Source organism: Erythrobacter colymbi (assembly GCF_002155685.1).
GTDB lineage: Bacteria > Pseudomonadota > Alphaproteobacteria > Sphingomonadales > Sphingomonadaceae > Erythrobacter > Erythrobacter colymbi.
The window spans coordinates 125723-150422 of record NZ_MUYK01000004.1 but is presented as its reverse complement, the minus strand read 5'-3'; the positions used below and the strand labels follow the sequence as shown (position 1 = coordinate 150422).

General features: G+C 67.3%; 23 protein-coding genes. 12 read left to right on the top strand and 11 right to left on the bottom strand.

Features of this window, described 5'->3' with window-relative positions:
* Positions 1-15: 15 nt before the first annotated feature.
* From BZF57_RS10310 to BZF57_RS10295, 4 genes are read left to right on the top strand one after another with little or no spacing between them, the layout of a single operon-like run.
* Positions 16-339 (top strand): DUF5076 domain-containing protein, encoded by a 324-nt coding sequence (locus BZF57_RS10310; RefSeq protein WP_086737452.1) that lies wholly within the window; start codon positions 16-18, stop codon positions 337-339.
* Positions 339-998: a CoA transferase subunit B gene (locus BZF57_RS10305; RefSeq protein WP_086737450.1), complete on the top strand. Its 660-nt coding sequence runs from the start codon at positions 339-341 to the stop codon at positions 996-998. The genes BZF57_RS10310 and BZF57_RS10305 overlap by 1 nt, the downstream gene beginning before the upstream one ends.
* Entirely contained in the window at positions 998-1882 is an 885-nt protein-coding gene (locus tag BZF57_RS10300; RefSeq protein WP_086737448.1) for an alpha/beta hydrolase, read from the top strand. Before BZF57_RS10305 ends, BZF57_RS10300 begins: the two co-directional genes overlap by 1 nt.
* Positions 1883-1885: 3 nt before the next feature.
* Complete coding sequence (locus BZF57_RS10295) at positions 1886-3037, top strand: CaiB/BaiF CoA transferase family protein (RefSeq protein WP_086737446.1); 1152 nt, start codon at positions 1886-1888, stop codon at positions 3035-3037.
* Positions 3038-3080: 43 nt separating this feature from the next.
* Here BZF57_RS10295 and metK read toward each other — a convergent pair whose 3' ends face one another.
* From metK to hisS, 6 genes are all read right to left on the bottom strand, one after another.
* The gene (gene metK / locus BZF57_RS10290; protein ID WP_086737444.1) at positions 3081-4292 is read right to left on the bottom strand and encodes a methionine adenosyltransferase; all 1212 of its coding nucleotides are present in this window, start codon (positions 4290-4292) and stop codon (positions 3081-3083) included.
* 100 nt (positions 4293-4392) lie between these two features.
* The gene (gene lnt / locus BZF57_RS10285) at positions 4393-6000 is read right to left on the bottom strand and encodes an apolipoprotein N-acyltransferase (RefSeq protein WP_086737442.1); all 1608 of its coding nucleotides are present in this window, start codon (positions 5998-6000) and stop codon (positions 4393-4395) included.
* Between the two features lie 5 nt (positions 6001-6005).
* Entirely contained in the window at positions 6006-6767 is a 762-nt protein-coding gene (locus BZF57_RS10280; RefSeq protein WP_086737440.1) for a DUF4167 domain-containing protein, read from the bottom strand.
* Positions 6768-7043: 276 nt separating this feature from the next.
* A complete protein-coding gene (gene prmC, locus BZF57_RS10275) occupies positions 7044-7865 on the bottom strand; it encodes a peptide chain release factor N(5)-glutamine methyltransferase (protein ID WP_086737438.1) in 822 nt (273 codons plus the stop codon).
* Positions 7866-7956: 91 nt separating this feature from the next.
* Entirely contained in the window at positions 7957-9024 is a 1068-nt protein-coding gene (gene prfA / locus BZF57_RS10270; protein ID WP_086737436.1) for a peptide chain release factor 1, read from the bottom strand.
* Between the two features lie 115 nt (positions 9025-9139).
* Complete coding sequence (gene hisS / locus BZF57_RS10265) at positions 9140-10387, bottom strand: histidine--tRNA ligase (RefSeq protein WP_086737433.1); 1248 nt, start codon at positions 10385-10387, stop codon at positions 9140-9142.
* Between the two features lie 126 nt (positions 10388-10513).
* Between hisS and ppa the strand changes: the two genes are divergently transcribed.
* Positions 10514-11044, top strand: coding sequence for an inorganic diphosphatase (gene ppa, locus BZF57_RS10260; protein ID WP_086737431.1), 531 nt, complete (start codon positions 10514-10516; stop codon positions 11042-11044).
* A gap of 246 nt (positions 11045-11290) precedes the next feature.
* Here ppa and BZF57_RS10255 read toward each other — a convergent pair whose 3' ends face one another.
* Positions 11291-11596: a hypothetical protein gene (locus BZF57_RS10255; protein ID WP_240505942.1), complete on the bottom strand. Its 306-nt coding sequence runs from the start codon at positions 11594-11596 to the stop codon at positions 11291-11293.
* A 309-nt stretch (positions 11597-11905) separates the two neighbouring features.
* Between BZF57_RS10255 and lptB the strand changes: the two genes are divergently transcribed.
* The 4 genes from lptB to BZF57_RS10235 all read left to right on the top strand — a co-directional run bounded on the left by lptB (position 11906) and on the right by BZF57_RS10235 (position 15675).
* Positions 11906-12685, top strand: a complete 780-nt coding sequence (lptB, locus tag BZF57_RS10250; protein ID WP_086737427.1) for an LPS export ABC transporter ATP-binding protein — start codon at positions 11906-11908, stop codon at positions 12683-12685.
* 8 nt (positions 12686-12693) lie between these two features.
* A complete protein-coding gene (gene rpoN, locus BZF57_RS10245) occupies positions 12694-14193 on the top strand; it encodes an RNA polymerase factor sigma-54 (RefSeq protein WP_086737424.1) in 1500 nt (499 codons plus the stop codon).
* A gap of 203 nt (positions 14194-14396) precedes the next feature.
* Positions 14397-15092 carry a response regulator transcription factor CtrA gene (ctrA, locus tag BZF57_RS10240; RefSeq protein WP_086737421.1) on the top strand — a complete coding sequence of 232 codons (696 nt, stop codon included), beginning with the start codon at positions 14397-14399 and terminating at the stop codon, positions 15090-15092.
* Positions 15093-15321: 229 nt separating this feature from the next.
* Positions 15322-15675 (top strand): hypothetical protein, encoded by a 354-nt coding sequence (locus tag BZF57_RS10235; protein ID WP_086737419.1) that lies wholly within the window; start codon positions 15322-15324, stop codon positions 15673-15675.
* 120 nt (positions 15676-15795) lie between these two features.
* Here BZF57_RS10235 and BZF57_RS10230 read toward each other — a convergent pair whose 3' ends face one another.
* Positions 15796-16614, bottom strand: coding sequence for a helix-turn-helix domain-containing protein (locus tag BZF57_RS10230; RefSeq protein WP_086737417.1), 819 nt, complete (start codon positions 16612-16614; stop codon positions 15796-15798).
* Between the two features lie 113 nt (positions 16615-16727).
* Between BZF57_RS10230 and trmB the strand changes: the two genes are divergently transcribed.
* Together trmB and BZF57_RS10220 are read left to right on the top strand one after the other, a co-directional pair.
* Positions 16728-17429: a tRNA (guanine(46)-N(7))-methyltransferase TrmB gene (gene trmB, locus BZF57_RS10225; protein ID WP_086737414.1), complete on the top strand. Its 702-nt coding sequence runs from the start codon at positions 16728-16730 to the stop codon at positions 17427-17429.
* An 18-nt stretch (positions 17430-17447) separates the two neighbouring features.
* Complete coding sequence (locus BZF57_RS10220) at positions 17448-17912, top strand: DUF3592 domain-containing protein (RefSeq protein ID WP_086737412.1); 465 nt, start codon at positions 17448-17450, stop codon at positions 17910-17912.
* 126 nt (positions 17913-18038) lie between these two features.
* Here the strand turns inward: BZF57_RS10220 and BZF57_RS10215 are convergent, their stop codons facing one another.
* The 3 genes from BZF57_RS10215 to BZF57_RS10205 are packed head-to-tail and all read right to left on the bottom strand — an operon-like array spanning position 18039 to position 21856.
* A complete protein-coding gene (locus tag BZF57_RS10215) occupies positions 18039-18461 on the bottom strand; it encodes a hypothetical protein (protein ID WP_086737410.1) in 423 nt (140 codons plus the stop codon).
* Positions 18462-18465: 4 nt separating this feature from the next.
* Positions 18466-19590, bottom strand: coding sequence for an aminotransferase class V-fold PLP-dependent enzyme (locus BZF57_RS10210; protein WP_086737408.1), 1125 nt, complete (start codon positions 19588-19590; stop codon positions 18466-18468).
* 4 nt (positions 19591-19594) lie between these two features.
* Complete coding sequence (locus tag BZF57_RS10205) at positions 19595-21856, bottom strand: NADP-dependent malic enzyme (protein ID WP_086737406.1); 2262 nt, start codon at positions 21854-21856, stop codon at positions 19595-19597.
* A 167-nt stretch (positions 21857-22023) separates the two neighbouring features.
* Here BZF57_RS10205 and mutS point away from each other — a divergent pair, with 167 nt between their 5' ends.
* Positions 22024-24681, top strand: a complete 2658-nt coding sequence (mutS, locus tag BZF57_RS10200) for a DNA mismatch repair protein MutS (protein WP_240505941.1) — start codon at positions 22024-22026, stop codon at positions 24679-24681.
* The last annotated feature ends 19 nt before the right edge of the window (positions 24682-24700 follow it).

The window sequence follows — 24700 nt, the reverse complement described above, 5'->3', positions numbered from 1 at the left end:
GGACGCGCCCACGACATGAGCGACAAAATCCCGCTGGCCCAGCGCCAGATCCATGTCGAGGGCTACGACTTTCTCGACCGCTCGGTCGAGGTCGCGCGCCTGTGGGTGCAGAACGGCGGGCCCGCCACCTGCATCATCGACCCGGGCCTGCTCCAGCAGCCCGAGCTGTTCGGGATGCTGATGGTCGACACCGTCCGCCACGCCGCGCGCGCCTATGCCCAGTGCTACGGCATGACCGAAGAGGCCGCGCTGGCCCGCATCTGGGACGGCCTCGATGCCGAACGCGACATGAACACCACCCCGCTCAGCACGATACAGGATCACGGGAAGCCCAACTGATGAATGCCACAACCACGCTTCCCGCGGGCTGGACCCGCGACCAGATGGCCGCCCGCGCCGCGCGCGAGCTGAAGGACGGCTATTACGTCAACCTCGGCATCGGCATCCCGACGCTGGTGGCGAACCACATCCCCGAAGGCATGCTGGTGACGCTCCAGAGCGAGAACGGGATGCTCGGCATCGGGCCCTTTCCCTATGACGACGAGGTCGATCCCGACCTTATCAATGCCGGCAAGCAGACCATCTCCGAGCTGCCGCACTCGGCCTATTTCGATTCGGCGACCAGCTTCGCGATGATCCGCGGCGGGCATATCGACCTGACCGTGCTGGGGGCGATGGAGGTGAGCCAGAATGGCGACATCGCCAACTGGATGATCCCCGGCAAGATGATCAAGGGCATGGGCGGGGCGATGGACCTCGTCGCCGGGGTCAAGAAGATCATCGTGGTCATGGACCACACCGCCAAGGACGGGACGCCGAAGTTCATCCCCGCATGCACCCTGCCGCTGACCGGGGCGGGGGTGGTCGACATGATCATCACCAACCTCGCGGTGTTCCAGCGCTCCGCGAAGGGCGAGCCCTTCCGCCTGATCGAGACCGCGCCCGGCGTCACGGCGGAGGACATCGCCGCGACCACCACCGCGCATTACGTCGCGTGATGAAGAAGAAGCTCGCGCTCGGCGGCCTCGCGCTGGTCGCTGCCATCGGCGGCACTCTCGCCTTCACATCGCCTCCGCGGCTCCTGTCCTGGTATGACCGCGCACGCGGCGGTACGGACGGCGCGCAGCTCGTGGCCGAGGCCGTGCCTTACGGCAGTCACGGCCAGAGCCTCGACATCTGGAAGCCCGAAGCCGGCGCGGCCGGCAAGCTGCCGGTGGTAATCTTCTGGTATGGCGGCGGCTGGGCGAAGGGCGACCGCACCTCCTATGCCTTCGCCGGCCGGGCGCTGGCGCGCGAAGGCTTCCTCGTGGTGATCCCGGACTATCGCAAGGTGCCCGATATCCGCTTCCCCGCCTTCCTCGACGACGGGGCCGAGGCGGTGCGCTGGGTGCAGGATAATGTCGCGGCACATGGTGGCGATGGCACGCGGATCGCCTTCATGGGCCATTCGGCGGGCGCCTATCAGGCGGTGATGCTGGCGCTGGACTCAAAGCGGCTCGTTGCCGCGGGGGCCGATCCGGCGAACGTCAAGGCGGTGGTGGGCCTGTCCGGCCCCTATGATTTCCATCCCTTCACCTCGGAGCGCGCGATCGCCGCCTTCTCGCAATGGCCGCGCCCCGAAGAGACGCAGCCGATCACCTACGCCCGCGCCGATGCGCCGCCGGCGCTGCTCGTCACGTCCGACGGCGACGAGACCGTGCGCCCGAAGAACGCCAACAACCTCGGCGCGAAGCTGCGCGGACTGGGCGCACCGGTGGAGGTCAGGAACTACGGCCCGCTCGATCACGAGGAGATCGTGATGGCGCTTTCGGTGCCGTTCCGCGGCAAGGGGCCGGTGCTGGCCGATTCGGTCGCTTTCCTCAAGGCGCGGCTGGGAGAATAGGCGATGTGGCTGGATCAGCCCCGCAACCCGAATGCGCCGCTCGCGGGCCTCAAGGTGGTCGAGCTGGCGCGCGTGCTGGCGGGGCCGTTCTGCGGGCAGATCCTCGCCGATCTCGGCGCGGATGTGATCAAGGTCGAAAGCCCGGAAGGCGACGGCACCCGCCTGTGGGGCCCGCCCTGGGTCGAGCGCACCGACGCCAAGGGCACGGTCCACCGCGAGGCCGCCTATTATCACGCCTGCAACCGCGGCAAGCGCTCGATCATCGCCGACTTCTCTGATGCGGACGATCTCGCGCGGGTGAAGGCCCTGTGCGCCGGGGCCGACGTGGTGATCGAGAACTTCAAGACCGGCGCGCTGGCCAAATTCGGGCTCGACTACGCCAGTCTGTCGGCCGCCAATCCGGGGCTGGTCTATTGCTCGATCACCGGCTTCGGCCAGACCGGGCCGCGCGCGCACGAGGCGGGGTACGACTTCGTCGCTCAGGGGATGAGCGGGCTGATGTCGCTGACCGGCGAGCCGCAGGGCCATCCGGTCAAGATGGGCATCTCGATCAGCGATCTGGCGACCGGCGTCTGGGCCGCCAACGGCGTGCAGGCGGCCCTGCTGATGCGGGCGCGGACGGGCAAGGGGCAGCAGGTCGACATGGCGCTGCTCGATTGCTCGATCGGGCTGCTGGCCAATCAGGCAAGCTACTACTTCACCACCGGCCACAACCCGCCGCGGATGGGCAATGCCCATGCGCAGGTCGCGCCCTATGGCGTCTTCGCGGTGAGCGACGGCCACGTGATCCTTGCGCCGGCCAATGACGGGCTGTTCCACAAGCTGATGGCGGTGCTTGGCCTCGGCCACCTCGCCGAGGACCCGCGCTTCGCCGCCAATGGCGGTCGCACCGCCAACGCCGCAGCGCTCGATGCCGAGATCGCCGCGGCGACACTCGGCTGGACCAAGCAGGGGCTGCTCGATGCGTGCCACAAGGCGGGCGTCCCGGCCGGGCCGATCAACCGGCTGGACGAGGTCTTCGCCGATCCGCAGGTGGTCGCGCGCGGGCTCAGGGTCGAGCTGGGCGGAATGGCGGGGGTGCGCAGTCCCTTCGTCTTCTCCGACGCGGAACTCGCTTTCGACCGTCCCTCGCCGATCCACGGGGAAGACGGCTAGCAGCGGAAGGGTGCCGTCACCGACAGCACCCTGTCCGTGACGATCAGGCCAGCGCGGTCTTCAGGTCGTCGACCAGGTCGAGGCGCTCCCACGGGAAGAAGTCGCCATCTGCGGTGCGGCCGAAGTGGCCGTAGGCGGCGGTCGGCTGGTAGATCGGCTTGTTGAGGCCGAGATGCGTGCGGATCGAACGCGGGGTCAGGCCGCCGAGCTTGGCGATGCCCAGAATGGCCTGCTCGATCGCGTCGTCGCCCACCGTGCCGGTGCCGTGGGTGTCGACATAGAGGCTGAGCGGCTTCGACACGCCGATCGCATAGGCGATCTGGATGGTGCAGCGCGTCGCCAGCCCTGCGGCGACCACGTTCTTGGCGAGGTAGCGGGTGATATAGGCCGCCGAGCGGTCGACCTTGGTCGGGTCCTTGCCCGAGAACGCGCCGCCGCCATGCGGGGCCGCGCCACCATAGGTGTCGACGATGATCTTGCGACCGGTGAGGCCGGCGTCGCCATCGGGGCCGCCGATTTCGAAGCTGCCGGTCGGGTTGATGAAGTATTCGGTCTCGCGCAGCAGCACCGGCGGGATCACGTCGGCGATCACGCCTTTCACATAGGCTTCGAGCTCCGCCTGCTTGGCCGGATCGTTCTCGTCATAGCCCGCCTTGTGCTGGGTCGAGACGACGATCGCGGTCGCGGCGACCGGCAGCGAGCCTTCGTAGCGCAGGGTCACCTGGCTCTTGGCATCGGGCTCGAGGAAGGGGGCCGCGCCCGAGTGGCGGTCGGCGGCCATGCGCTCGAGAATCTTGTGGCTGTAGTAGAGCGTCGCGGGCATGAGGCCCGGGGTCTCGTCGGTGGCGTAACCGAACATGATGCCCTGATCGCCCGCGCCTTCATCCTTGTTCTCGCCCGCGTCCACGCCTTGCGCGATGTGCGCCGACTGGCCGTGCAGGCGGTTGATGAATTCGAACTTCTCCCAGTGGAAGCCGTCCTGTTCGTAACCGATGCGCTTCACCGTGGCGCGCACGGTCTTCTCGATCTCTTCCTGCGCGCCGGGGGCCCATTCGCCGTTCTCGAACACGCCCTTGCAGCGGATTTCGCCCGCCAGCACGACCAGCTGGGTGGTGGTGAGGGTTTCGCAGGCGATGCGCGCTTCGGGGTCCTTCGAGAGGAACAGATCGACGATGGCGTCGGAAATCTGGTCGGCAACCTTGTCGGGATGGCCTTCCGAGACGCTTTCGGAGGTGAACAGGTAGTTGGTGCGCATGAAATCCCCCGGGGACTGGAATGGGCTGTGCGGCGCGGGCTCAAGTTGACCTTATAGAGATATAAGGAAACCTTTATGTCCCGCGTTGTTGCTTTCCGCCCTAGCCGCGCGCGCGGACGAGCGCAAGCACTCTCGGCAGGGCCAGCCCGAGCGCGATGAAAAGCGCCGCCCATGCCAGCGTCAGCGCATGGCCCCACCGGCCGAACAGCGTGGGGCCCTTCGCGGCGGGGACGAAGCCTTCGAGCTTGTCCGCCTTGCCGCTGGCGATGCTGGCTTCCACCACGCCGTTCGCGTCGATCACCGCGCTGATCCCGGTGGTGGTCGAGCGGAGCACCGGCAGCCCTTCCTCGATCGCCCGCATCCGCGCCTGCGCCAGATGCTGCGGCGGGCCCCAGAGCCCGAACCAGCCGTCGTTCGAGGGGTTGAAGATGTAGTCGGGGCGATTCGCCCTGTCGGCGACGTGGCCGGAGAAGACGATCTCGTAGCAGATCATCACCCCCGCCTTGCCGTGCTCACCGAGGTCGATCGTGCGCGGGCCGGGGCCGGGGACATACTCGATGCTCCCCGCCACCAGCCGCGAAATGCCGAGCGGTTCAAGCAGCGGGCGCAGCGGCAGGTATTCGCCATAGGGCACCAGATGCGCCTTGTCGTAGCCGGCGAGGATCTTGCCCGTCCCGTCCAGCACCATCACCGAATTGCGCGCGCTCACCAGCTGCGGGGTGCCGCCGCCTTTGCGCGGCTTGAAGTTGAGGTTGACCACGCCGGCGAGCAGCGTCGATTGCGGCCCGATCACCGCCCCGATGCGGCGGCGGGCAAGCTTGGGATCGCCGCCCGCAGTCGTCTCGTAGTAATAGGCCTCGGGATAGCCGTCCTCGAGGAAGTCGGGCACCGCGCTCTCGGGCCACAGCACGATCCGCGACTGGCCGCGGCCCGGCGCGGTGAGGCGGTTGAGGCGGGAGAACTGCTCCTCGAACTTGGAGGGATCGTTGATCTCGGACTGCGGGATCAGGGGCTGGACAAGGGTATAGCGCAGCTTGCTGTCGGGCGTGCTCGCAATCGGGAACAGCATGAGCGTGGTCAGCACGACTGCGCTTGCTGCCAATCCTGCCAACCGCCATTTGCGCCAATCGATCAGAAAACTGACGGCCACCAGCATGGTGATGCCCGAAAGCGCATAGGTGCCCGTCCAAGGCAGCAATATTGCGATGCCCGGCGTGTCCCATCCGCCCAGCAGCATCAGCCCGAGCGGCGGCCAGGGGTAGCCGGTGAACACCCAGCTCCTCAGCCATTCGGTAACGATCCACGTCCCCGCCAGCACCAGCCCGAAGCTATGCAGCGGGCGCTTCTTCGCCAGCCCATGCGCCGCCGCCGCCGCCAGCGCGGGGTAAACCGCGAGGTAGATGCCCAGCAGCGGCACGGCGAGCCACCCGAGAAACTCGGGCATCTTCGCCTGATGGGTGAAGGCGGTCGCGATCCAGTTATTGGCGAGCGTCAGATGCGCCCAGCCGAACAGCCAGCCGCGCCAGGCGGCGCTCTTCCAGCTTGTCGCCGAATGGATCAGCCACACGAACCCCGCCAGTGCGGCAAGGCCGAGCGGCCAGAGGTGGAGCGGCGGGTAGGCGCAAGCCCCGACCAGCCCGAGCGCGATAGCCGCCAGCGCCGGACGGCGCTGCGCCAGCGCGGGGACAGCCGCCAGCCGCTCGAGCATGGCGCTTACTCGACGGTTTCGAGGGTGCCGCTATCGCCGCCCGTGTCGTCGCTGCGGATCGCCGGCGGGAGGATCGAGCTGTCGATGCCGCCTGCGCTGTCGTCGGCGCTCTTGCGCGGCTTGCGGCCACGCGCGGGCTTGTCGCCGCGTTCGCTGCGGTCGGCGGGCTTGCCGGCGCGCTTTTCGCTGCGCTCGCCGCGCTCCTGACGCTCGCCGCGGTTGCCGTCACGCTCCTTCCGAGGCTGGCGACGCTGGCCGCGATCGCGGCCTTCGCCGCGGTTCTCGCCGCGCCCTTCGCTGCGATCATCCTGACGGTCCCCGTCACGCTCGTTGCCGAGGAAGCTTTCGCCCTCCTGACCCGGCTCGCCTTCGGGAATGTCGGTGTTGCCGACATTGTCAGGCTGTTCGTAGACCGAGCGCGGCGCCGTGTCGCTGCGGCGGCCGAAGTCGAAATCGTCCTCGAAGTCCTCGGGGCTTTCGCGCTCGTCCTGACGGCGGCCGTTGTTGCCACCGCCGCCGCGCTGCTCGTCCTGACGAGCCTTGTTGTCGGCGATCACGCGGAAATAGTGGTCGGCGAACTGGAGGTAGTACTCCATCTGCACGCGGTCGCCGTTGTGCTGGGCGTCCTGCGCGAGCTTCTTGTACTTGTCGAGCATCTGCGGGGCATTGCCGCGCGCCCGGCTGTCGATGCGGTTCAGCTGGGCGCCGTTGCCGCCCTGATTGCGGTTGCCGCGACCGCGACGCCGGTTGTTACGGTTGTTATTCAAGGAAAGTGTTCCTTATCAGCGACCTGCGCGAGAGATAGCATTGTTCGCGCGGTCAACAGACCCCTTGCCCTAGCGTCACGTCTGACCCTGCCTTTGGGCCATGCCAAAGCGTGCCGCGTGCTCCGCGCTGCGTGCTGCCGGGGGCGTGCCCTCACGGCGGTATCAGCTGAGTTCAGGAGCTTGGCCCAGCGGTTTGCGCCCTTCGCAATCCGTCTGTCCAATGCCTGACGTAGCGATGCGAAATCGGTTTGCCAAGCCTTCCCGGTGCTTTTCTCTTTACGTCAACACGAGCGCACGGTCGCGCCCGGCGAGGTCGCGGCGCAATTCTACGGAGAAACCCGAAGCCGCCGCGAGCGCTGACACCGCCGCGGCCTGATTCGCCCCGATTTCGAGAATCGCGGCCGCCTGCGGGTTCATCAGCTTGCGCAGCTGCGGGATGAGGATGCGGTAATCGTCGAGCCCCTCGGGTCCGGCGAACAGCGCCGTGGCGGGCTCGAAACCGGCCACCTGGCGGTCGAGCGCGGCGCCTTCCTCGACATAGGGCGGGTTGCAGAGGACGAGGTCGAAGGTGCCCAGATCGTCGGCCCAGCCCGCCGCGTGCCAGTCGCCTTCGCGGAAATGCGCCTGCGGGCGAAGGCCGAGCTGTTCGGCATTGCGCGCCGCGACGGCCACGGCCTCGAGCGAGCGGTCGATCCCGATGCCCTGCGCCTCGCGCAGATGGGCCAGCACCGCCAGCAGCAGCGCACCCGAGCCCGTCCCGAGATCGAGCACACGCTTCGCCTCGGGCCTCAGCGCGAGCGCCGCTTCGACCAGCGTCTCGCTGTCGCCGCGCGGGATCAGGGTGGCGGGGGTGACGATCAAGGGGAGGCCATAGAAGTGCTGCCGCCCGGTGATGTAGGCGACGGGTTCGTGCGCGGCGCGGCGCTCGACCAGCGCGGCGAAACCCGGCGGTTCGGGATCGCGCATATGGCGCAGCAGCAGCTCCGAACGCGTGACGCCGAAGAGGTGCGCCATCAGCAATTCGGCATCGAGCCGCGCGGTGTCGCTGACGGGGACGAGCGCCTCGACCGCGGCGCGGATGGCTTCACCGACGGTCATCCCGAATTCCGTTCGTGTCGAGCGCAGTCGAGACACTCTTGCGCCATGGCCTCTCGACTTCGCTCGAGGCGAACGGAGGTGAAGGGGGCGATCACTCCGCCAGCGCCGCCAGCCGCTTGCCCTCGTCCTCGGCGATCAGGGCGTCGACCAGCTCGGCAAGGCCCGGCCCGGCGAGCACTTCCTCGAGCTTGTGCAGGGTGAGGCCGATGCGGTGATCGGTGACGCGGCCCTGGGGGAAGTTGTAGGTGCGGATGCGCTCGGAGCGGTCACCGCTGCCGACCATCGCCTTGCGCGCCTCGGCTTCGGCACCCTGGGTGGCCTCGCGCTGGGCGTCGTAGAGCCGCGTGCGCAGCACCTGCATCGCCTTCTCGCGGTTCTTGTGCTGGCTGCGCCCGTCCTGGCATGTGACCACCGTGCCGGTCGGCAGGTGGGTGATGCGCACCGCCGAATCGGTGGTGTTGACGTGCTGGCCGCCTGCGCCCGAGGCCCGGTAGACGTCGATCTTGAGGTCCTTGTCCTCGATCTGCACGTCGACCTCGTCGGGCTCCGCCAGCACCGCCACGGTCGCCGCCGAGGTGTGGATGCGCCCGCCGCTCTCGGTCACGGGCACGCGCTGGACGCGGTGGACGCCGCTCTCGAACTTGAGCTTGGCGAAGACGCCGGTGCCGGTAACGTTTGCGATCACTTCCTTGTAGCCGCCGATGTCGCTGGCGTTGACGCTGACCGGCTCGACCTTCCAGCCCTGTTCGGCGGCGTAGCGTTCGTACATGCGGTAGAGGTCGGCGGCGAACAGCGCAGCCTCGTCGCCCCCCGTCCCCGCGCGGATTTCGAGCATGGCAGGCTTGGCGTCGGCCGAGTCGCGCGGCAGCAGCGCGATCGCGAGACGGCGTTCGAGATCGGGGAGGGTCGCCTTGATCTGGGCCAGCTCGTCCTCGGCCATGGCTTTCATCTCGGGATCGGCGAGCATTTCGGTGAGCCCCGCCATCTCCTCGCGCGCGGCCTTCACCTCGGCGGCGATCTTCGCCACCGGTTCGAGTTCCGCATAATCGCGCGAGGCGCGCACGAAGGCCTCGCCCTCGAGCGTGCCGGACGCCATGCGCGCTTCCAGCTCCGCAAAGCGGTGCGCGATCTGGTCAAGGCGTTCGGGGGGGATTTGCATTTTCAGGCTCTCTTACTCGTCATGCTGAACTTGTTTCAGCATCCATTTCGCAGCTTCGGGCCGCAGTTGAGGCGGCACGATGGACCCTGAAACAAGTCCAGGGTGACGAGGGGGGCTAAGAGTAGGCCTTGAGAGCGCCAAGAACGCCCGCATCCGGGTTTTCGGTGGTGATGCCGCGGCCCATCTCCGGTCGCAGCGACAGGATGACCTCGGCCCCGCGCTTGACCGCCTTGTCGTAACGTTTGCGCGGCGATCCGGAGGCGATCAGCTCGGCGGTGAAGCCACGCTTGCGAACATCGCCGATCAGCCCGATCGCCTCGGCGACCCGCGCATCGTCTTCGACCACAATGATGAGGTCCGCAGGCGCTTCCTCCCGCGCCCCCACCAGCATCGCCAGCCGCTCGATCCCCGCGGCCCAGCCGACGGCAGGGGTGGGCGCACCCCCCAGCGATTCCATCAGCCCGTCATAGCGCCCGCCGCCGAGCACCGTGCTCTGCGAACCCAGCGCGGCGGCCGAGGCGCTGCCTTCGTCGGGGATGAATTCGAAGGCCGTGTGACGGTAGTAGTCGAGCCCGCGCACGAGGCTCTCCGCGCGCGTCCACTTCACGCCTGCCGCATCGAGGCCCGACGTCACTGCCGCGAAGAAGGCGCTCGCCTCCTCCGACAGGAACGCGTCGATCTTGGGCGCATCGGCGAGGAACGGCTTGTCCCTCGGGTCCTTCGAATCGAGGATGCGCAGCGGGTTCTTCTCAAGCCGCTCCTGCGATTCCTCGGACAACTCACCCTTCACCGCCCGGAAGTATTCCACCAAAGCCGCCCGCCACGCCTCGCGGCTCGCGCCGTCGCCAAGCGTGTTGAGGTGCAGCGTCACATCATTGATCCCCAGCTCGCGCAAAAGCTGGTCCGCCATCGCCAGCAGCTCGACATCGGCCTGCGGCTCGCCCGCGCCGATCACCTCGGCGTCGATCTGGTGGAACTGGCGGTAGCGGCCCTTCTGTGGGCGCTCGTAGCGGAACAGCGGGCCGTGGGTCGCGACCTTGAGCGGCGCATATTGCTGCCAGCCATTGGTGAGGAAGGCGCGGGCAATCCCGGCGGTGAATTCGGGGCGCAGGGTCAGGCTCTCCTGCCCACGGTCTTCGAAGGAATACATCTCCTTGGACACCACATCGGTCGTCTCGCCCAGCGAGCGGGCGAAGACCTCGGTCTTCTCGAACACCGGCATTTCCACCCGGCGGAAGCGGTACAGGCGGCGCACGCGCTCGAAGGTCTCGACCACGAAGGCGAAGGCCTCGGCATCGGCGCCGAAGATGTCCTGGGTGCCGCGGATGGCCTGAGGTGTTTGGCGCGGGGTCTTCTTGCTCATGGGCGCGCGGATTAGGCCCACACAGCCCCTTTCGCAATCCTGCGGCAGTGATTAAGGGAGCGCGTCGCTATCCGAACCTCTCCGCCGCATGCGAACACGCGCGGCTTCAATCAGAAGAGAAAATCCATGCGCATCGACAAGATTCCCACCGGCGTGAACCCGCCCGACGATCTCAACGTGATCATCGAAGTGCCGACCGGCGGCGAGCCGGTGAAGTACGAATTCGACAAGGAAAGCGGCGCGCTGTTCGTGGACCGCATCCTGCACACGCCGATGCGCTATCCGGCGAACTACGGCTTCGTGCCGCACACGCTTTCGCCCGATGGCGACCCGCTCGATGCGCTGGTGATCTCGCGTTCGCCCTTCATCCCGGGCTGCGTGGTGCGCGCCCGCCCGATCGGCGTGCTGAACCTCGAGGACGAGCAGGGCGGCGACGAGAAGCTGATCTGCGTGCCGGTGAACGAGACGTTCCCCTATTATGCCGACGTGATCGAGACCAGCGACCTGCCGAGCATCATCTTCCAGCAGATCGAGCACTTCTTCACCCACTACAAGGATCTCGAGGCCGAAAAGTGGGTGCGCGTCGGCAAGTGGGGCAACGCTGCCGAAGCGCGGCAGATCACCATCGAGGCAATCGAGCGGTATCAGGCTTCCTGATTGCAAACCCGCCTCCGCGGGTTTGTCCTCGGCGCTGTTCCCGTGGCTCACGCCACGGGGCGCCTGCGGCTCGCGCGCGTGCGCTCGCGGCCCTGCGGGCCGAACCAGTGTGAACATCTACGTGACGGGCTGGGATCGGTCGCGCTAGCGACCGCAAGGCCGAACGGCCGCCCGCAGGCGCCCGGAGCGTAGCGGAGGAACAGCGCCGAGGACGCAGCCGCGGAGGCGGCTGCGCAACTCAAATCCTCAAAACACTTCCAACAGCATCTTGAAGATCAGCGTCAGCCCGAAGGGCAGGCCGATCGCGAGCGACCACAGGGTCAGCACGTCGCGGCGGAAGGGGGCGGCGAAGGCGGGATCGCTCGCCTCGGCATCGCTGAGGTCGGCCCAGCGTTTCTCGAACCAGCGGCACACCGGGATGATCCCTGCGACCAGCACGACCAGTGCCAGATAGGGCAGCGCGGTCGAGGAACCTTCGGACAGCGCCTTCACGGTCACGAAAATCTGCAGCGCGGTATAGACCAGCAGGCCATAGGCCACATGGTCGCTCATCGCCTTGCGCCAGTCGCGCGTGCGGGCAACCGGAAGTGCCGCGGCCCTTTTGTCTGATTTCACCATTCGCGCCGCTCCCCGCTGGCCGTTCATGATGCAGACAGTATCGCAAAGCTGTAGCACAGTTGCAATAAGCCGCGCGCGGACGCCAGATTGTTGCGCGAACCGCAACGGCCGCCTTGCAACCCGTTCTAATCGCCTGCGCTTTGCCCACCCGCTGCACGAAGAGCGCACCGGTAAGCAAAAATCCTGCCAAACGCGCGTCGCCACTTTTCTGCGGCTCGCATGATGCTAAAGACCGATCCAGCCATGAGCACGACCACGCTTCCCGACCAGGCGACCGGCGCCGCCAGCATCCAGCCGCTCGGCAGGGGGCTCGAGGTGATCTCGATCGCCAAGAGCTACGACAAGCGCGCGGTGCTCACCGATATTTCGCTGAGCGTCGCCAAGGGCGAGGTGCTTGGCCTGCTCGGGCCCAACGGCGCGGGCAAGACGACCTGCTTCTATTCGATCATGGGGCTGGTGAAGCCGGATTCGGGCCGCATCCTGATGGACGGCGAGGATGTGACCAAGCTGCCGATGTATCGCCGCGCGATCCTCGGCCTCGGCTACCTCCCGCAGGAAACCAGCATCTTCCGCGGCATGACGGTGGAGCAAAACATCGCCTGTGTGCTCGAACTGGTCGAGCCCGACAAGGCCACCCGCGCCTCCGAGCTGGAGCGGCTGCTCGACGAATTCGGCCTCACCCGCCTGCGCGAAAGCCCGGCGATGGCGTTGTCGGGCGGGGAACGCCGCCGCTGCGAGATCGCCCGCGCGCTGGCGGCCAAGCCCTCGATCATGCTGCTCGACGAGCCCTTCGCCGGCATCGACCCGCTCTCGATCAGCGACATCCGCGATCTGGTGAAGGACCTGAAGCAGCGCGGCATCGGGGTGCTGATCACCGACCACAACGTGCGCGAGACGCTCGACATCGTCGACCGCGCCTGCATCATCTATGGCGGTCAGGTGCTGTTCGCAGGGTCCCCGCAGGAACTGGTCGCGGACGAGAACGTGCGGCGGCTTTATCTCGGCGAGAGCTTCACGCTCTAGCTTCTGCGATGGCGCTCGGCCCCCGCCTCGACTTACGGCAGTCGCAATCGCTGGTGATGACGCCGCAATTGCAGCAGGCGATCAAGCTGCTGGCGGCCTCCAATCTCGAAATCGAGACCTTCATCGCCGAAGCGCTGGAGGCCAATCCGCTGCTCGACACGGGCGGCCCGGCAGAGCCTTCCGAGCCCGAGCGGATCGAACTCGCCGCGCCTGCGGGCGAGGACGCGACCGCTGACCAGCTGATGCTCGCAGGCGGAGGGGAGGGCGACGCCCCGCTCGACCTCGCCTCGGTGGACCGCGATTGGGACACGGGCGATGGCGAGGCGCGCAGCCTGCGCGATGCCGAATGGGGCGCGGCGGCCGGCTCTGGCGGCGGCGATTTCGACGAGATGCCCGACTGGGAGCAGCTGCGCGCGGCCGAAGTCACCCTGGCCGAGCACCTCGAAGGCCAGATCGGCGCGCTGACCGATGATCCGCGCACCGCCTTTATCGCGCGCCACATTATCGGCCTGCTCGACGAGGCGGGCTATCTCGCCCAGCCGCTCGAGGATGTGGCTGACGATCTCGGGGTGGAGCTGTTCGAGGCCGAGGCGGGGCTGGCGCTGGTGCAGTCGCTCGATCCTTCGGGCGTCGGCGCGCGCAGCCTTGCCGAATGCATCGCCATCCAGGCGCGCGAGGCCGATCGTTACGACCCCTGCATGGCCGCGCTCATAAGCAATCTCGACCTCGTCGCGCGCGGCGAGATCGAGCGGCTGAAGCGCCTGTGCCGGGTGGATGACGAAGATTTCGCCGACATGCTGCGCGAGCTGCGCGGCTACAATCCGCGCCCCGGCCTCGCCTTCGCGCCCGCGGAGACCGGCACAGTGGTGCCCGACATCCTGCTCACTTCCAATGCGGCCGGCGGCTGGGACCTCGCGATCAACGAGGAGACCCTGCCGCGCCTGATCGTCAACCGCGGCTATTATCTCGAACTCAACCGCGGCGCGACCAACAAGGAATCGCAGGGCTGGCTCAAGGAGAAGCTGGCGGATGCGCACTGGCTGATTCGCGCGCTGGACCAGCGCCAGAAGACGATCCTCAAGACCGCCGCCGAAATCGTTAAGCAGCAGGACGGCTTCTTCCGCCGCGGCGTTTCAGAACTGCGCCCGCTGACCTTGCGCGAAGTGGCCGAGCAGATCGGGATGCACGAGAGCACGGTCTCCCGCGTCACCAGCAACAAGTACCTGTGGTGCGAACGGGGGACCTTCGAGCTCAAGTACTTCTTTACCAGCGGCGTGGCGTCGGCTGATGGCGAAGGCGCCTCCTCTGCGGCGATCAAGGCGCGGATCAAGGCGCTGATCGATGCCGAGACGGCCAAGAATATCCTGTCGGACCAGCAGCTTGCTGAAATGCTCCAGAAGGAGGGCTTCGACCTTGCACGGCGCACGGTCGCCAAATACCGCGAGGCGATCGGCCTCGGCTCCAGCGCCGAACGCCGCCGCGCCAAGAAGCTCGCCAGCGCATCCTAGCATTTTGCCGGATGTGAAGGACGGCCCGTAAACCTTTATCGCACCGTATCTTTCCGTAGCCCCGAGGTGTGACTCGAAAGACTCACCTCAAAAAGTTAACGACCTAAACTTCTTATTAACCTTTTTTGGTGAGAAGTGGCGTGGTTAACAGGCGGCAACCTCTCCTAAGCGGGGGTTACCAGGGGTAAGACAGGGGTACAGAAATGCGCGTTCTGCTCATCGAAGACGAACCGACCACCGCCAAGGCGATCGAGCTGATGCTCACCACCGAAGGCTTCAACGTCTATTCGACCGACCTCGGCGAAGAGGGTTTGGACCTCGGCAAGCTGTATGATTACGACATCATCCTGCTCGACCTGAACCTGCCCGACATGCATGGCTACGACGTGCTCAAGAAGCTGCGCGTCGCCAAGGTGCAGACCCCGGTGCTGATCCTTTCGGGCATTTCCGAGATGGATTCGAAGATCCGCTCCTTCGGCTTCGGCGCCGACGATTACGTCACCAAGCCGTTCCACCGCGAAGAACTGGTCGCCCGCATCTATGCCGTGGTGCGCCGTTCGAAGGGCCACTCGCAGTCGGTCATCCGCACCGGCAAGCTCGCGGTGAACCTCGACGCCAAGACGGTCGAAGTCGATGGTGCCCGCGTGCACCTCACCGGCAAGGAATATGCGATGCTGGAGCTGCTCTCGCTGCGCAAGGGCACGACGCTCACCAAGGAAATGTTCCTCAACCACCTCTACGGCGGCATGGACGAGCCCGAACTCAAGATCATCGACGTGTTCATCTGCAAGCTGCGCAAGAAGCTGAGCCTCGCGTGCGGCGGCGAGAACTACATCGAGACCGTCTGGGGCCGCGGCTACGTGCTCCGCGATTCGGAAACCGAGGTCGAAGCGGCGTAATCCATTCAGGCTATCGTCATTCAGCGCTTGCGGCCCGTCCCTATCAGGGGTGGGCCGTTTTGCGTTTTGGGGCGCTCGACGTGTTTGCTCGAGCCTCTTGACGCGGGGGTATATCTAATACACGTATCAAACGTACCCCCGGTGGGGTGCGCTGCTGAAACAGATTAGCGACTGCGCAAGGCGGTTGCTGAGCAGATTAAGCGGCTCTTACAAGACAAGGAGTCAATCAATGTCTGATACCACCACGTCCCAACTTGAAATTCTCCGCGCGGATTTGAAGGCCCGCATTGACACCGCTATCGACGCCGCGATCTGCAAGCTGAGCGGTCAGAGCGCACCCGCGACCGTTTTCAAAGTGCCCACATTCGCTGACGGCCAAGACCCGCGCAACAAGAATGGAATGAACCTGACGCCGCGTGGAGTCGAAATCCTGTACCGTCTGTTCGACGACGGCGCGGGTTATAACCGTGCCGCAAAGGCTCTGAGCATTTCGCAGGGGGCCGCGAAGAACCGTAAGCAAATCTGGACGAAGCTCGGCGGCCTCAATCGTACGAAGCAGGTGATCGATATCGACGTCGCCTAACGGGTTTGTGTGAGCCGCTGGCCTTGGAGTCGGCATTCAAAATGTGAATACCATCGGCCCGCCAACCTCGGCGGGCCTTTTTCTTGCCGTGTGCGTGACTCACCTGCTGCTTTAACCGCCTTATCCCACCCGCCTGAACACCAGCGCCTTGGGCTCGGGCATTTCGCCATTCGCCCATACGATCGTTTCGGTCATGCTTCGCCCGTCCTTCGCCACCGTGTAGACCCGGGTCGAGAACCGCTCGCCGCCCTTCGCCAGCGTCATGACCAGCGTGTCGGGCGCGGGCTGGCGCAGGGCGACCGAATCGATCTCGGCGAAGTTGCCGCCTACCGGCACGGCGACGCCGTCCGTGGCGGCGGTCGATTCGGCCTTGATCGTTCCCCCGTCACGGTTGGCGATCCACACCAGCGTGTGGATCCGCCCGTCTGCTTGCGGGGTGAAGGTGATGGTCACCGACTCCGGGCGCTCGTTCTCGGGCAGCCGCGCGACATCGAGCGACCACTTGCCCGCAAGCGGTGATGCGGCCTCGGCGGCCTGGGCGGTCTCCGCCGTCTCGGGGATGGTGGCGGTGCCGGCGGCAAGGGCCAGCCCGAGGGCGGCGGCGGGGAGCAGGATAGCCATGGCAATTCGTCCTTTCGTCCATTCGAACCCCTTCTTGCGGGGCACGGACGGAACCTCGGGCGAAGGCGCGCCTTGCGGAAGATCGATTTTCCTGTCCCAGATTTTCTGGGCATCGAGCAGCCGCGCCAGCTCCCGGCTGCTGCCCACGCCGGTCTTGCGTCGCGCCTCGCGCAGCCGCTCGTTGATCGCGGTCTCCGACCGGCCGAGGCTCACTGCGATCGACTTGGCGGTGTGACCGCTGGCGAGCAGGCGCAGAATCTCGAGCTCGTTGTCGTTGAGCGCCTCGAGCGCGGTGTCGGGGACGGTGGGGGCAGTCATGCCGGCGAGAACATCATGGCCGCCCGCCAGCGTCCAGCCCGATTTTCTTGGGAAGGCCCCCGCTTTTCCGGAGCGCTTGATTTGCCGCGGGCCTCCTGCCAAGCCCCGCGCCCATGACGGCATTCAAGGAAGGCGATCCGACCACCATCACGCGGCTTTACGGCCGCTCGGTCGGCAAGAAGCTGCGCAAGGGACAGCAGGGGTTGGTCGACAACCTCCTGCCGCAGATTTCCGTGCCTGCCGAGGGTCCGGTGACGAGCGCGGTGTTGTTTGGCGATGACCGCCCGCTGCATTTCGAGATCGGCTTCGGTGGCGGCGAGCATCTCGCCTATCGCGCCGATCTGCTGCCCGATCACGGCTTCATCGGGGCCGAGCCCTTCGTCAACGGTGTCGCGCAGGCGCTCACCCACATCGCCGACCAGTGTCTGGCCAATATCCGCCTGCATCATGGCGATGCGCTCGAGGTGCTCCAGCGCATCCCCGATGGCGCGCTGACGATGCTCTACCTGCTCCACCCCGATCCCTGGCCCAAGGCCCGCCACGCCAAGCGGCGGATGATGAACGACGGCCCGGTCAAGCTGATCGCGAGCAAGCTGAAACCCGGCGGCGAGTTTCGCTTCGGCACCGACCACGCGGTCTATCTGCGCTATGCCCTGATGGTGATGCAGCGCCACAAGGACCTGTTCGAGTGGGTGGTCGAAAAGCCCGAGAACTGGCAGGTCCGCCCCTCCGGCTGGCCCGAAACGCGCTACGAACACAAGGCGCGTACGGTCTATGGCCACGAGGTGTGGTACTTCCGCTTCCGGCGGAAATAGGCGCGGGGGCAGGGGGCGATGGGGCTGAAAGGTTTGGTCGGTTCGGGCCTTCTGCTGGGCGGCCTCGTATTCTTCGGGATCGGCACCTACTGGCTGGTCGACGCCAATCTGATCGCCACGCGGGGCGTACGAACCACCGGACAGATCGCGGGTTACGAGGGCAGCGGCAACCGGGTTGTGCTCACCTATACCTTCGAAGACCGCAAGGGGCAGACCTTCATCGGCCGTGAGACGCCCTTCTCGATCCGACGCGGGCCGTTGCGCCAGAGCCGCATCGAGGCCGAGACCGACATCGGCGGGCCGATCCCGGTGATCTACGACCCGGCCAACCCCGAGCGGTCGGTCGCCGATACTGTCATGGGCCGTTTCGGGGCCGTGCTGTGGATGCTCTTTTCCTCGCTGTTCATCGGCGCGGGCTTCTTCGCGATCCGCAGCGACCGGCGCGAGCAGATCGAGGATGGCTGGGTGCAGCGCCGCTTCTGATTGCCGGGTGCATGCTAGCCTCCGGGGTCGGCGTGTTTCACGTGAAACACCCCGGCAAAGGCCTCGCCAAGCCTAGGCAAGACCGGGTCAGCCGCAGCCTGGAGGGGGTCTGGCAGGGGTCTGGTGCTAGTCTGGGTCGCCCTGAGCCGGCCCTGCGCGCACCCGCCACCACGGCAGCAGCGCGAACACCACCTGCCCCGCCAGCCCGAGTGCCGCGTGGGGCGCGGCGAGGCCTGCCAGCCACTGTGCCGGGCTCTGGCTCGCCAGCACTGCGGCGAGCGCGCACTCAGCCGCCATAAGCAGCACGAAGGCGAGCAGGCCGGCCGCCAGAGCCTCGCCTCCGGTGCGAAGGCCGAAGTGGCGCAGCAGCCAGCCGCTCGCGATCCAGCTTGCCGCCAGCATGACCGGCAGTTCCAGTGCGGTGGCGGGGAGGAGGCCCAGTGCGGGTGCGATCCACAGCACCCGGAACGTGCCGAGCACAAAGCCCAGTGCGAAGACGACGGCCCAGTAAAGGACCGCCACCCGCAGCACCCGGCCCGCTCCGCTCATGGGCCTACCTCAGCGCCGCGATCAGCGCGTCGGCGTCGGCTGCGTCGTTGTAGAGATGCGGAGTAACACGCAGCGATAGTCCGCGCAGCGAGACGTGCACCCCGCCCGCAGCGAGCCGCTCGGTCAGCCCGTCCGGCACGCCGCCCGCAAAGCCGAGCGACAGGAAATGCGGCGCGCGCGTGCCGACGGGGGCGGCCTCCAGCCCCAGCGCCGCAGCGCGAGCGGCAATGGCTTCGGTCTGCGCGGCAAGGCTCTGCGCGATGGCATCGACCCCGAACGCCAGCAGGAAATCGAGCCCTGCGCTTGCGCCCATCAGCAGCGGGGGATTGGACTTCTCGCCCATGTCGAAGCGCCGCGCGCCGGGCTGGAAATCCTCGCGATACTCCACCAGCCGCGCGAAATCCTCCGAGCCGCCGCGATTGATCCAGTTGTGCTCGATCGGTGTGCCCTGATGGTGGCGCGGCGCGACGTAGAGCATGCCCGTTCCGTATGGCCCCATCAGCCACTTGTAGCACGCCGCGACCGCGAAATCGGGATCGACAGCGGCAAGATCGACCGGCATCGCCCCCAGCGACTGTGTGAGGTCGAGCACCAGCGCCGCGCCCACGCTGCGCGCCTTTGCCCCGACCGCTTCGAGATCGACCACGCGCCCGTCCGCCCAGTGGCAATGCGGCACGGCGACGATCCCCGTGTCCGGCCCGATGGCGTCCAGCACCGCCTCGCTCCAGCAGCTTTGCGAAGGCCGCTCGACCGTACGCAGCCTCGCGCCGACGCGCCCTGCCAGCGCCTGCCAGACATAGACATTGGAGGGGAACTGCCCGGCGAGCGTCACCACCTCCTGCCCGCACGCCAGCGGCACGTTGGCGGCGGCGACCGCGAGGCCGTAGCTCGCCGATGGGACGATCGCGATGCAATCCTCCGGCACCCCCGCCAGCCGCGCGGCGCGGGTGCGGAAGTGTTCGGCGACGGTGAAGAAGTCCGCCGGGCGGTAGCGCCACGGGCTCGCCTTGGCCCGCGCGCCTTCTTCCATCGCCGCGATCACATCATGCGACAGCGGCGCCATGTAGGCGCAGTTGAGGTAATGCACCCCGGCCGGAATGGCGAAGCGGTCGCGCTGGCAGGCGATCATCGCCTCAGCCTACGACCCCCGCACCCGCCAGCACGGCCAGCGTCAGCACGTCGGGCGCGCTCGCCGTCATGGGCACGATCTGCACCGGCTTCTCCATGCCGATCATCATCGGGCCAATCGTGGCGTTGCTGCCCAGTTCGCGCAGCAGCTTGGCCGAAAGGTTCGCCGATTGCAGCCCCGGCATCACCAGCACGTTGGCCGGACCCGAGAGGCGGCTGAAGGGATAGAGCGCCATCACCTTGGGGTTCAATGCCGCATCGGGGGCCATTTCGCCCTCGTATTCGAAGCCCGGATCCTCCTTGTCGAGGATCGCCACCGCCGCACGGATCGAATCGAGCCACTGGCCCGAAGGATTGCCGAAGGTCGAATAGGAGAGGAACGCGACCCGCGGCTCATGCCCCATGCGCCGCGCGACCGCCGCGGTCTCCTTGGCGATGTGGGCCAGCGCCTCGGCATCGGGGCGCTCGTTGATGGTGGTGTCGGCCAGGAAGGTCGTGTGGTTCTTGCCGATCATCATGTGGATGCCGAAGGGAATCGAGCCTGCCTTGGGATCGAGCACCAGGTTCACCTCGCGCACGGTCTGCGCGAAAGTGCGGGTCATGCCGGTGATCATCCCGTCGCCGTGGCCCAATGCCACCAGCAGCGAGGCGAAGACGTTGCGATCCTGGTTGACCATGCGCCGTACGTCACGCTCGGTAAAGCCGCGCCGCTGGAGCCGCTTGTAGAGGTAGTCGACCATCGCGGGCACGTGCTCGCTGTCGGCCGAGTTCTGGATCTCGAAGCTGCCCGGATCGCCGACCGAAAGCTGGTGCAGCTTGTCGAGCACCGCCTTGGTGCGGCCGACGAGGATCGGCGTGCCATAGCCGAAATCGCGGAACTGGATCGCGGCGCGCAGCACCACTTCCTCTTCCGCTTCGGCAAACACCATCCGCTTCGGGTTCGCCTTGGCGACTTCATAGACGCCCGACAGCACCGAGGTGGTGGGGTTGAGGCGGCTGCGGAGCGCGACGCGGTAGGCTTCGAAATCCTCGATCCGGGCCCGCGCGACGCCCGAATCCATCGCCGCCTTGGCGACGGCCGAGGACACGACCTCGATCAGGCGCGGGTCGAAGGGGGCGGGGATGATGTAATCGGTGCCGAACTTGTGGTTCTTGCCATAGGCGAGCGCGACTTCCTCGGGCACCTGACGGCGCGCCAGCTCGGCGATGGCCTGCGCGGCGGCGATCTTCATCTCTTCGTTGATCGTGGTCGCCTGCACATCGAGCGCGCCGCGGAAGATGAAGGGGAAGCCGAGGACGTTGTTGACCTGGTTGGGGAAGTCGCTGCGGCCCGTGGCGATGATCGCATCGGGGCGCACGGCCTTGGCCTCGTCGGGCATGATTTCAGGCGTGGGGTTGGCCATCGCGAAGATGATCGGCTTGTCGGCCATCTTGCGGACCCATTCGGGCTTCAGCGCGCCCGCGGCCGACAGGCCGAGGAAGATGTCCGCGCCTACCAGCGCTTCCTCAAGGCTGCGTGCCGAGGTCGCTACCGCATGGGCGCTCTTCCACTGGTCGACATCCGCGCGGCCCGGATAGATCGGGCCGGTGCGGTCGCACACGATCACGTTCTCGTGGGGCACGCCCATCGCCTTGATCAGCGCGGTGCAGGCAAGCGCCGATGCGCCCGCGCCGTTCACGACCATGCGCACGTCCTTGAGCGAGCGGCCGGTGAGGTGGCAGGCGTTGATGAGGCCCGCCGCGGCGATGATCGCGGTGCCGTGCTGGTCATCGTGCATCACCGGAATCTTCATCCGCTCGCGCAGGGCGGCTTCGATGATGAAGCATTCGGGGGCCTTGATGTCCTCGAGGTTGATGCCGCCGAAGGTCGGCTCCATCAACGCGACGGCGTTGATGAAGGCCTCGGGGTCTTCGGTGGCGAGTTCGATGTCGATCGAATCGACGTCGGCGAAGCGCTTGAACAGCACCGCCTTGCCTTCCATCACCGGCTTGGAGGCGAGCGCGCCCAGATTGCCGAGGCCGAGGATAGCGGTACCATTGGAGATCACGGCGACAAGGTTCGCCTTGGCGGTGTAGCGCGCGGCCAGAGCGGGATCGGCGGCGATGGCTTCCACCGGCACGGCCACGCCCGGCGAATAGGCCAGCGACAGGTCGCGCTGCGAGGTCATCGGCTTGGTGGCGACGATCTCGAGCTTACCCGGGCGGATGGTCTCGTGGTAGAACAGCGCCTCGCGCGCAGTGAAACCGCCCTTGTTTTCTTCGGCCATGGTGGCTGATCCCTTGTGCGTCCTAAAGTGTGTGCGTCGTAACGGAAATCCGCGCTCCGCTTAGCGTTGCCCTGCGCGATGCGATAGGCCGTTTATCGCACCAGGTCGGGGGAAAGCTGCAACTGCCGACATTCCCGAATCGGGGCGCTTGGGGGTAGGCGGGGGCGATGGCCGCGCTCGACGATCCTCTCCCGACGGGGAAGCCCACCCCGATGATGGCGCAATATCTGCGCCTTCGGGAGGAGGCCGGGGATGCGCTGCTGTTCTACAGGATGGGCGATTTCTTCGAGCTGTTCTTCGAGGACGCGAAGACCGCGGCGGCGATCCTCGACATCGCGCTGACGACGCGGGGCGAGCATGGCGGCGCGCCGATCCCGATGTGCGGGGTGCCGGTGCATTCGGCGGAAAGCTACCTCGCGCGGCTGATCAAGGCGGGCTGCCGTGTGGCGATTGCCGAGCAGGTCGAGACGCCCGAGGAAGCCAAGGCCCGCGCCAAGCGCGAAGGCACGCCCTCGTCCAAGGTGCTGGTGGGGCGCAGCATCGTCCGGCTGGTGACGGCAGGCACGCTGACCGAGGAGGCGCTGCTCGAGCCCCGGCGCGCCAATGTGCTCGCCGCTCTGGCCGAGCTGCGCGGAACCATCGGGATTGCCGCCATCGACGTTTCGACCGGCGCGATGGTGCTGGAGGAATGCGCCGCCGAACAATTGGGCGCGGCGCTGGCGCGGCTCTCGCCGAGCGAGGTGGTGGTGCCGGAGGACTGGCCGCACGGCCCCGAGGAGGCGATCTTCCGCCCGCGCACCACTTTCGCCAGCGATAGCGGGGCGGAGCGGCTCAAGGCCGTTCACGGCGTGGCGACGCTCGATGCCTTTGGCGCCTTCACCCGCGCGATGCTGGCGGCTGCCGGTGGCCTCGTCGCCTATCTCGACCATGTCGGACGCGGGAGCCTGCCGCTGCTGCTGCCCCCCGTTGTGCGCGAGACCGCCAGCACGATGGCGATGGACGCGGCGACGCGGGGAAGTCTCGAAATCCTCGAATCCGCGCAAGGCGGCCGTGCGGGCAGCCTGATTGGCGCAGTCGACCGCTGCGTTACGGGGGCGGGCTCGCGGTTGCTGGCGGAGGATCTGTCCGCCCCTCTGCTGGATAGCGCCGCCATCGAAGCACGCCTCGCGCTGGTGCAGTTCTGGCGCGACCGGCCCATCGAACGCGCGCAACTGCGCGAAGCTCTGCGCGCGATCCCCGATCTCGGGCGGGCGCTGGGCCGGGTGGTGGCGGGGAGGGGTTCGCCCCGCGATCTCGGCCAGCTGCGCGACGGCCTCACCGAGGCGGCGCGGCTCCACCATTGGCTCGCGGGCGCGCCCGATGCGCCTGCGTTGCTTGCCGAAGTGACCGCGCGGCTGACCGGCCACGGCGCGCTCACCGATCACCTGTCGCGCGCGCTGGTGCCTTCGCCGCCGACCGAGCGCGCCTCGGGCGGGTTCATCGCCGATGGCTATGACGCGGGGCTCGACGAGCTGCGCGCCACATCCGGCGACGCGCGCCGCGCGATTGCCGCGATGGAGGCGCGCTACCGCGAGGAGACCGGCATCGCCTCGCTCAAGATCCGCCACAACGGCGTGCTGGGCTATTTCATCGAGGTGCCCGCGCGCCACGCAGACCCGCTGATGGCGCCCGAGAGCGGCTTCACCCACCGCCAGACGATGGCGGGCGCGGTGCGGTTCAACTCGCTGAAACTGCACGAGGAAGCCGCCCGCATTGCCGAGGCCGGAGGCCATGCGCTGGCCTGCGAGGAAGCTCACTTCGAGGCGCTGGTCGCCGAAGTCGTCGCCGCCCGCGAGCCCATCGCCGCCACCGCCGCCGCGCTCGCCCGATTGGATGTCGGCGCAGGCAATGCCGAGCGCGCGGCCGAGGGCGACTGGTGCCGCCCGGAAATCGCCGAGGACGCGGGCCTCGCCATCACCGCGGGCCGCCATCCGGTGGTCGAAGCCGCGCTTGCCAAGACCGGCGAGCGCTTCGTGGCCAATGATTGCAACCTCGCCGAGACCAACCGGTTGTGGCTGATCGGCGGCCCCAACATGGGCGGCAAATCGACCTTCCTGCGCCAGAACGCGCTGATCGTGCTGCTCGCGCAGGCCGGATGCTTCGTGCCCGCGAGCGCCGCGCGCGTCGGGCTGGTCGACCGCCTGTTCAGCCGCGTCGGCGCTGCCGACAACCTCGCGCGGGGGCGTTCAACCTTCATGGTCGAGATGGTCGAGACCGCCGCGATCCTCGCGCAGGCGACCAACCGCAGCTTCGTGATCCTCGACGAGGTCGGGCGCGGCACCTCGACCTATGACGGCCTCGCGCTCGCCTGGGCGGTGGCCGAGGCGGTGCATTCGCAGATCGCCTGCCGTTGCCTCTTTGCGACCCACTATCACGAACTCGCCCGCCTCGCGGAGACCTGCGAGGCGCTGAGCCTCCACCATGTCCGCGCGCGCGAGTGGCAGGGCGATCTGGTGCTGCTCCACGAACTCGCAGATGGCCCGGCCGACCGTTCCTACGGCCTCGCAGTGGCGCGCCTTGCGGGGGTCCCGGCCAATGTCGTCTCGCGCGCCAAGGCGGTGCTCGAAAAGCTGGAAGCCACCCGCGAGGCGACCGGGGGAATCGCGGCGGGGCTGGGCGATCTGCCGCTCTTCGCGAACCTCAAGCCCGCCGAGCCCGCGCAGGTCACGCCCGAACAGCAACTTGCCGAGGCCCTGCGCGCCGCCGATCTCGACGCGCTGACCCCGCGCGAGGCGCTCGATCTGCTCTACGAATGGAAGCGCGGCCTGCCCAAGGCTTCGCGCTAGAGGCAACCAAGACTTAACC

Excerpts from the sequence above, each read along its gene's own strand:
- BZF57_RS10310 (WP_086737452.1), top strand. The coding sequence starts at position 16 with ATGAGCGACAAAATCCCGCTGGCCCAGCGCCAGATCCATGTCGAGGGC.
- BZF57_RS10305 (WP_086737450.1), top strand. The coding sequence starts at position 339 with ATGAATGCCACAACCACGCTTCCCGCGGGCTGGACCCGCGACCAGATG.
- BZF57_RS10300 (WP_086737448.1), top strand. The coding sequence starts at position 998 with ATGAAGAAGAAGCTCGCGCTCGGCGGCCTCGCGCTGGTCGCTGCCATC.
- BZF57_RS10295 (WP_086737446.1), top strand. The coding sequence starts at position 1,886 with ATGTGGCTGGATCAGCCCCGCAACCCGAATGCGCCGCTCGCGGGCCTC.
- metK (WP_086737444.1), bottom strand. The coding sequence starts at position 4,292 with ATGCGCACCAACTACCTGTTCACCTCCGAAAGCGTCTCGGAAGGCCAT.
- lnt (WP_086737442.1), bottom strand. The coding sequence starts at position 6,000 with ATGCTCGAGCGGCTGGCGGCTGTCCCCGCGCTGGCGCAGCGCCGTCCG.
- prmC (WP_086737438.1), bottom strand. The coding sequence starts at position 7,865 with ATGACCGTCGGTGAAGCCATCCGCGCCGCGGTCGAGGCGCTCGTCCCC.
- prfA (WP_086737436.1), bottom strand. The coding sequence starts at position 9,024 with ATGCAAATCCCCCCCGAACGCCTTGACCAGATCGCGCACCGCTTTGCG.
- hisS (WP_086737433.1), bottom strand. The coding sequence starts at position 10,387 with ATGAGCAAGAAGACCCCGCGCCAAACACCTCAGGCCATCCGCGGCACC.
- ppa (WP_086737431.1), top strand. The coding sequence starts at position 10,514 with ATGCGCATCGACAAGATTCCCACCGGCGTGAACCCGCCCGACGATCTC.
- BZF57_RS10255 (WP_240505942.1), bottom strand. The coding sequence starts at position 11,596 with ATGAGCGACCATGTGGCCTATGGCCTGCTGGTCTATACCGCGCTGCAG.
- lptB (WP_086737427.1), top strand. The coding sequence starts at position 11,906 with ATGAGCACGACCACGCTTCCCGACCAGGCGACCGGCGCCGCCAGCATC.
- rpoN (WP_086737424.1), top strand. The coding sequence starts at position 12,694 with ATGGCGCTCGGCCCCCGCCTCGACTTACGGCAGTCGCAATCGCTGGTG.
- ctrA (WP_086737421.1), top strand. The coding sequence starts at position 14,397 with ATGCGCGTTCTGCTCATCGAAGACGAACCGACCACCGCCAAGGCGATC.
- BZF57_RS10235 (WP_086737419.1), top strand. The coding sequence starts at position 15,322 with ATGTCTGATACCACCACGTCCCAACTTGAAATTCTCCGCGCGGATTTG.
- BZF57_RS10230 (WP_086737417.1), bottom strand. The coding sequence starts at position 16,614 with ATGACTGCCCCCACCGTCCCCGACACCGCGCTCGAGGCGCTCAACGAC.
- trmB (WP_086737414.1), top strand. The coding sequence starts at position 16,728 with ATGACGGCATTCAAGGAAGGCGATCCGACCACCATCACGCGGCTTTAC.
- BZF57_RS10220 (WP_086737412.1), top strand. The coding sequence starts at position 17,448 with ATGGGGCTGAAAGGTTTGGTCGGTTCGGGCCTTCTGCTGGGCGGCCTC.
- BZF57_RS10215 (WP_086737410.1), bottom strand. The coding sequence starts at position 18,461 with ATGAGCGGAGCGGGCCGGGTGCTGCGGGTGGCGGTCCTTTACTGGGCC.
- BZF57_RS10210 (WP_086737408.1), bottom strand. The coding sequence starts at position 19,590 with ATGATCGCCTGCCAGCGCGACCGCTTCGCCATTCCGGCCGGGGTGCAT.
- BZF57_RS10205 (WP_086737406.1), bottom strand. The coding sequence starts at position 21,856 with ATGGCCGAAGAAAACAAGGGCGGTTTCACTGCGCGCGAGGCGCTGTTC.
- mutS (WP_240505941.1), top strand. The coding sequence starts at position 22,024 with ATGGCCGCGCTCGACGATCCTCTCCCGACGGGGAAGCCCACCCCGATG.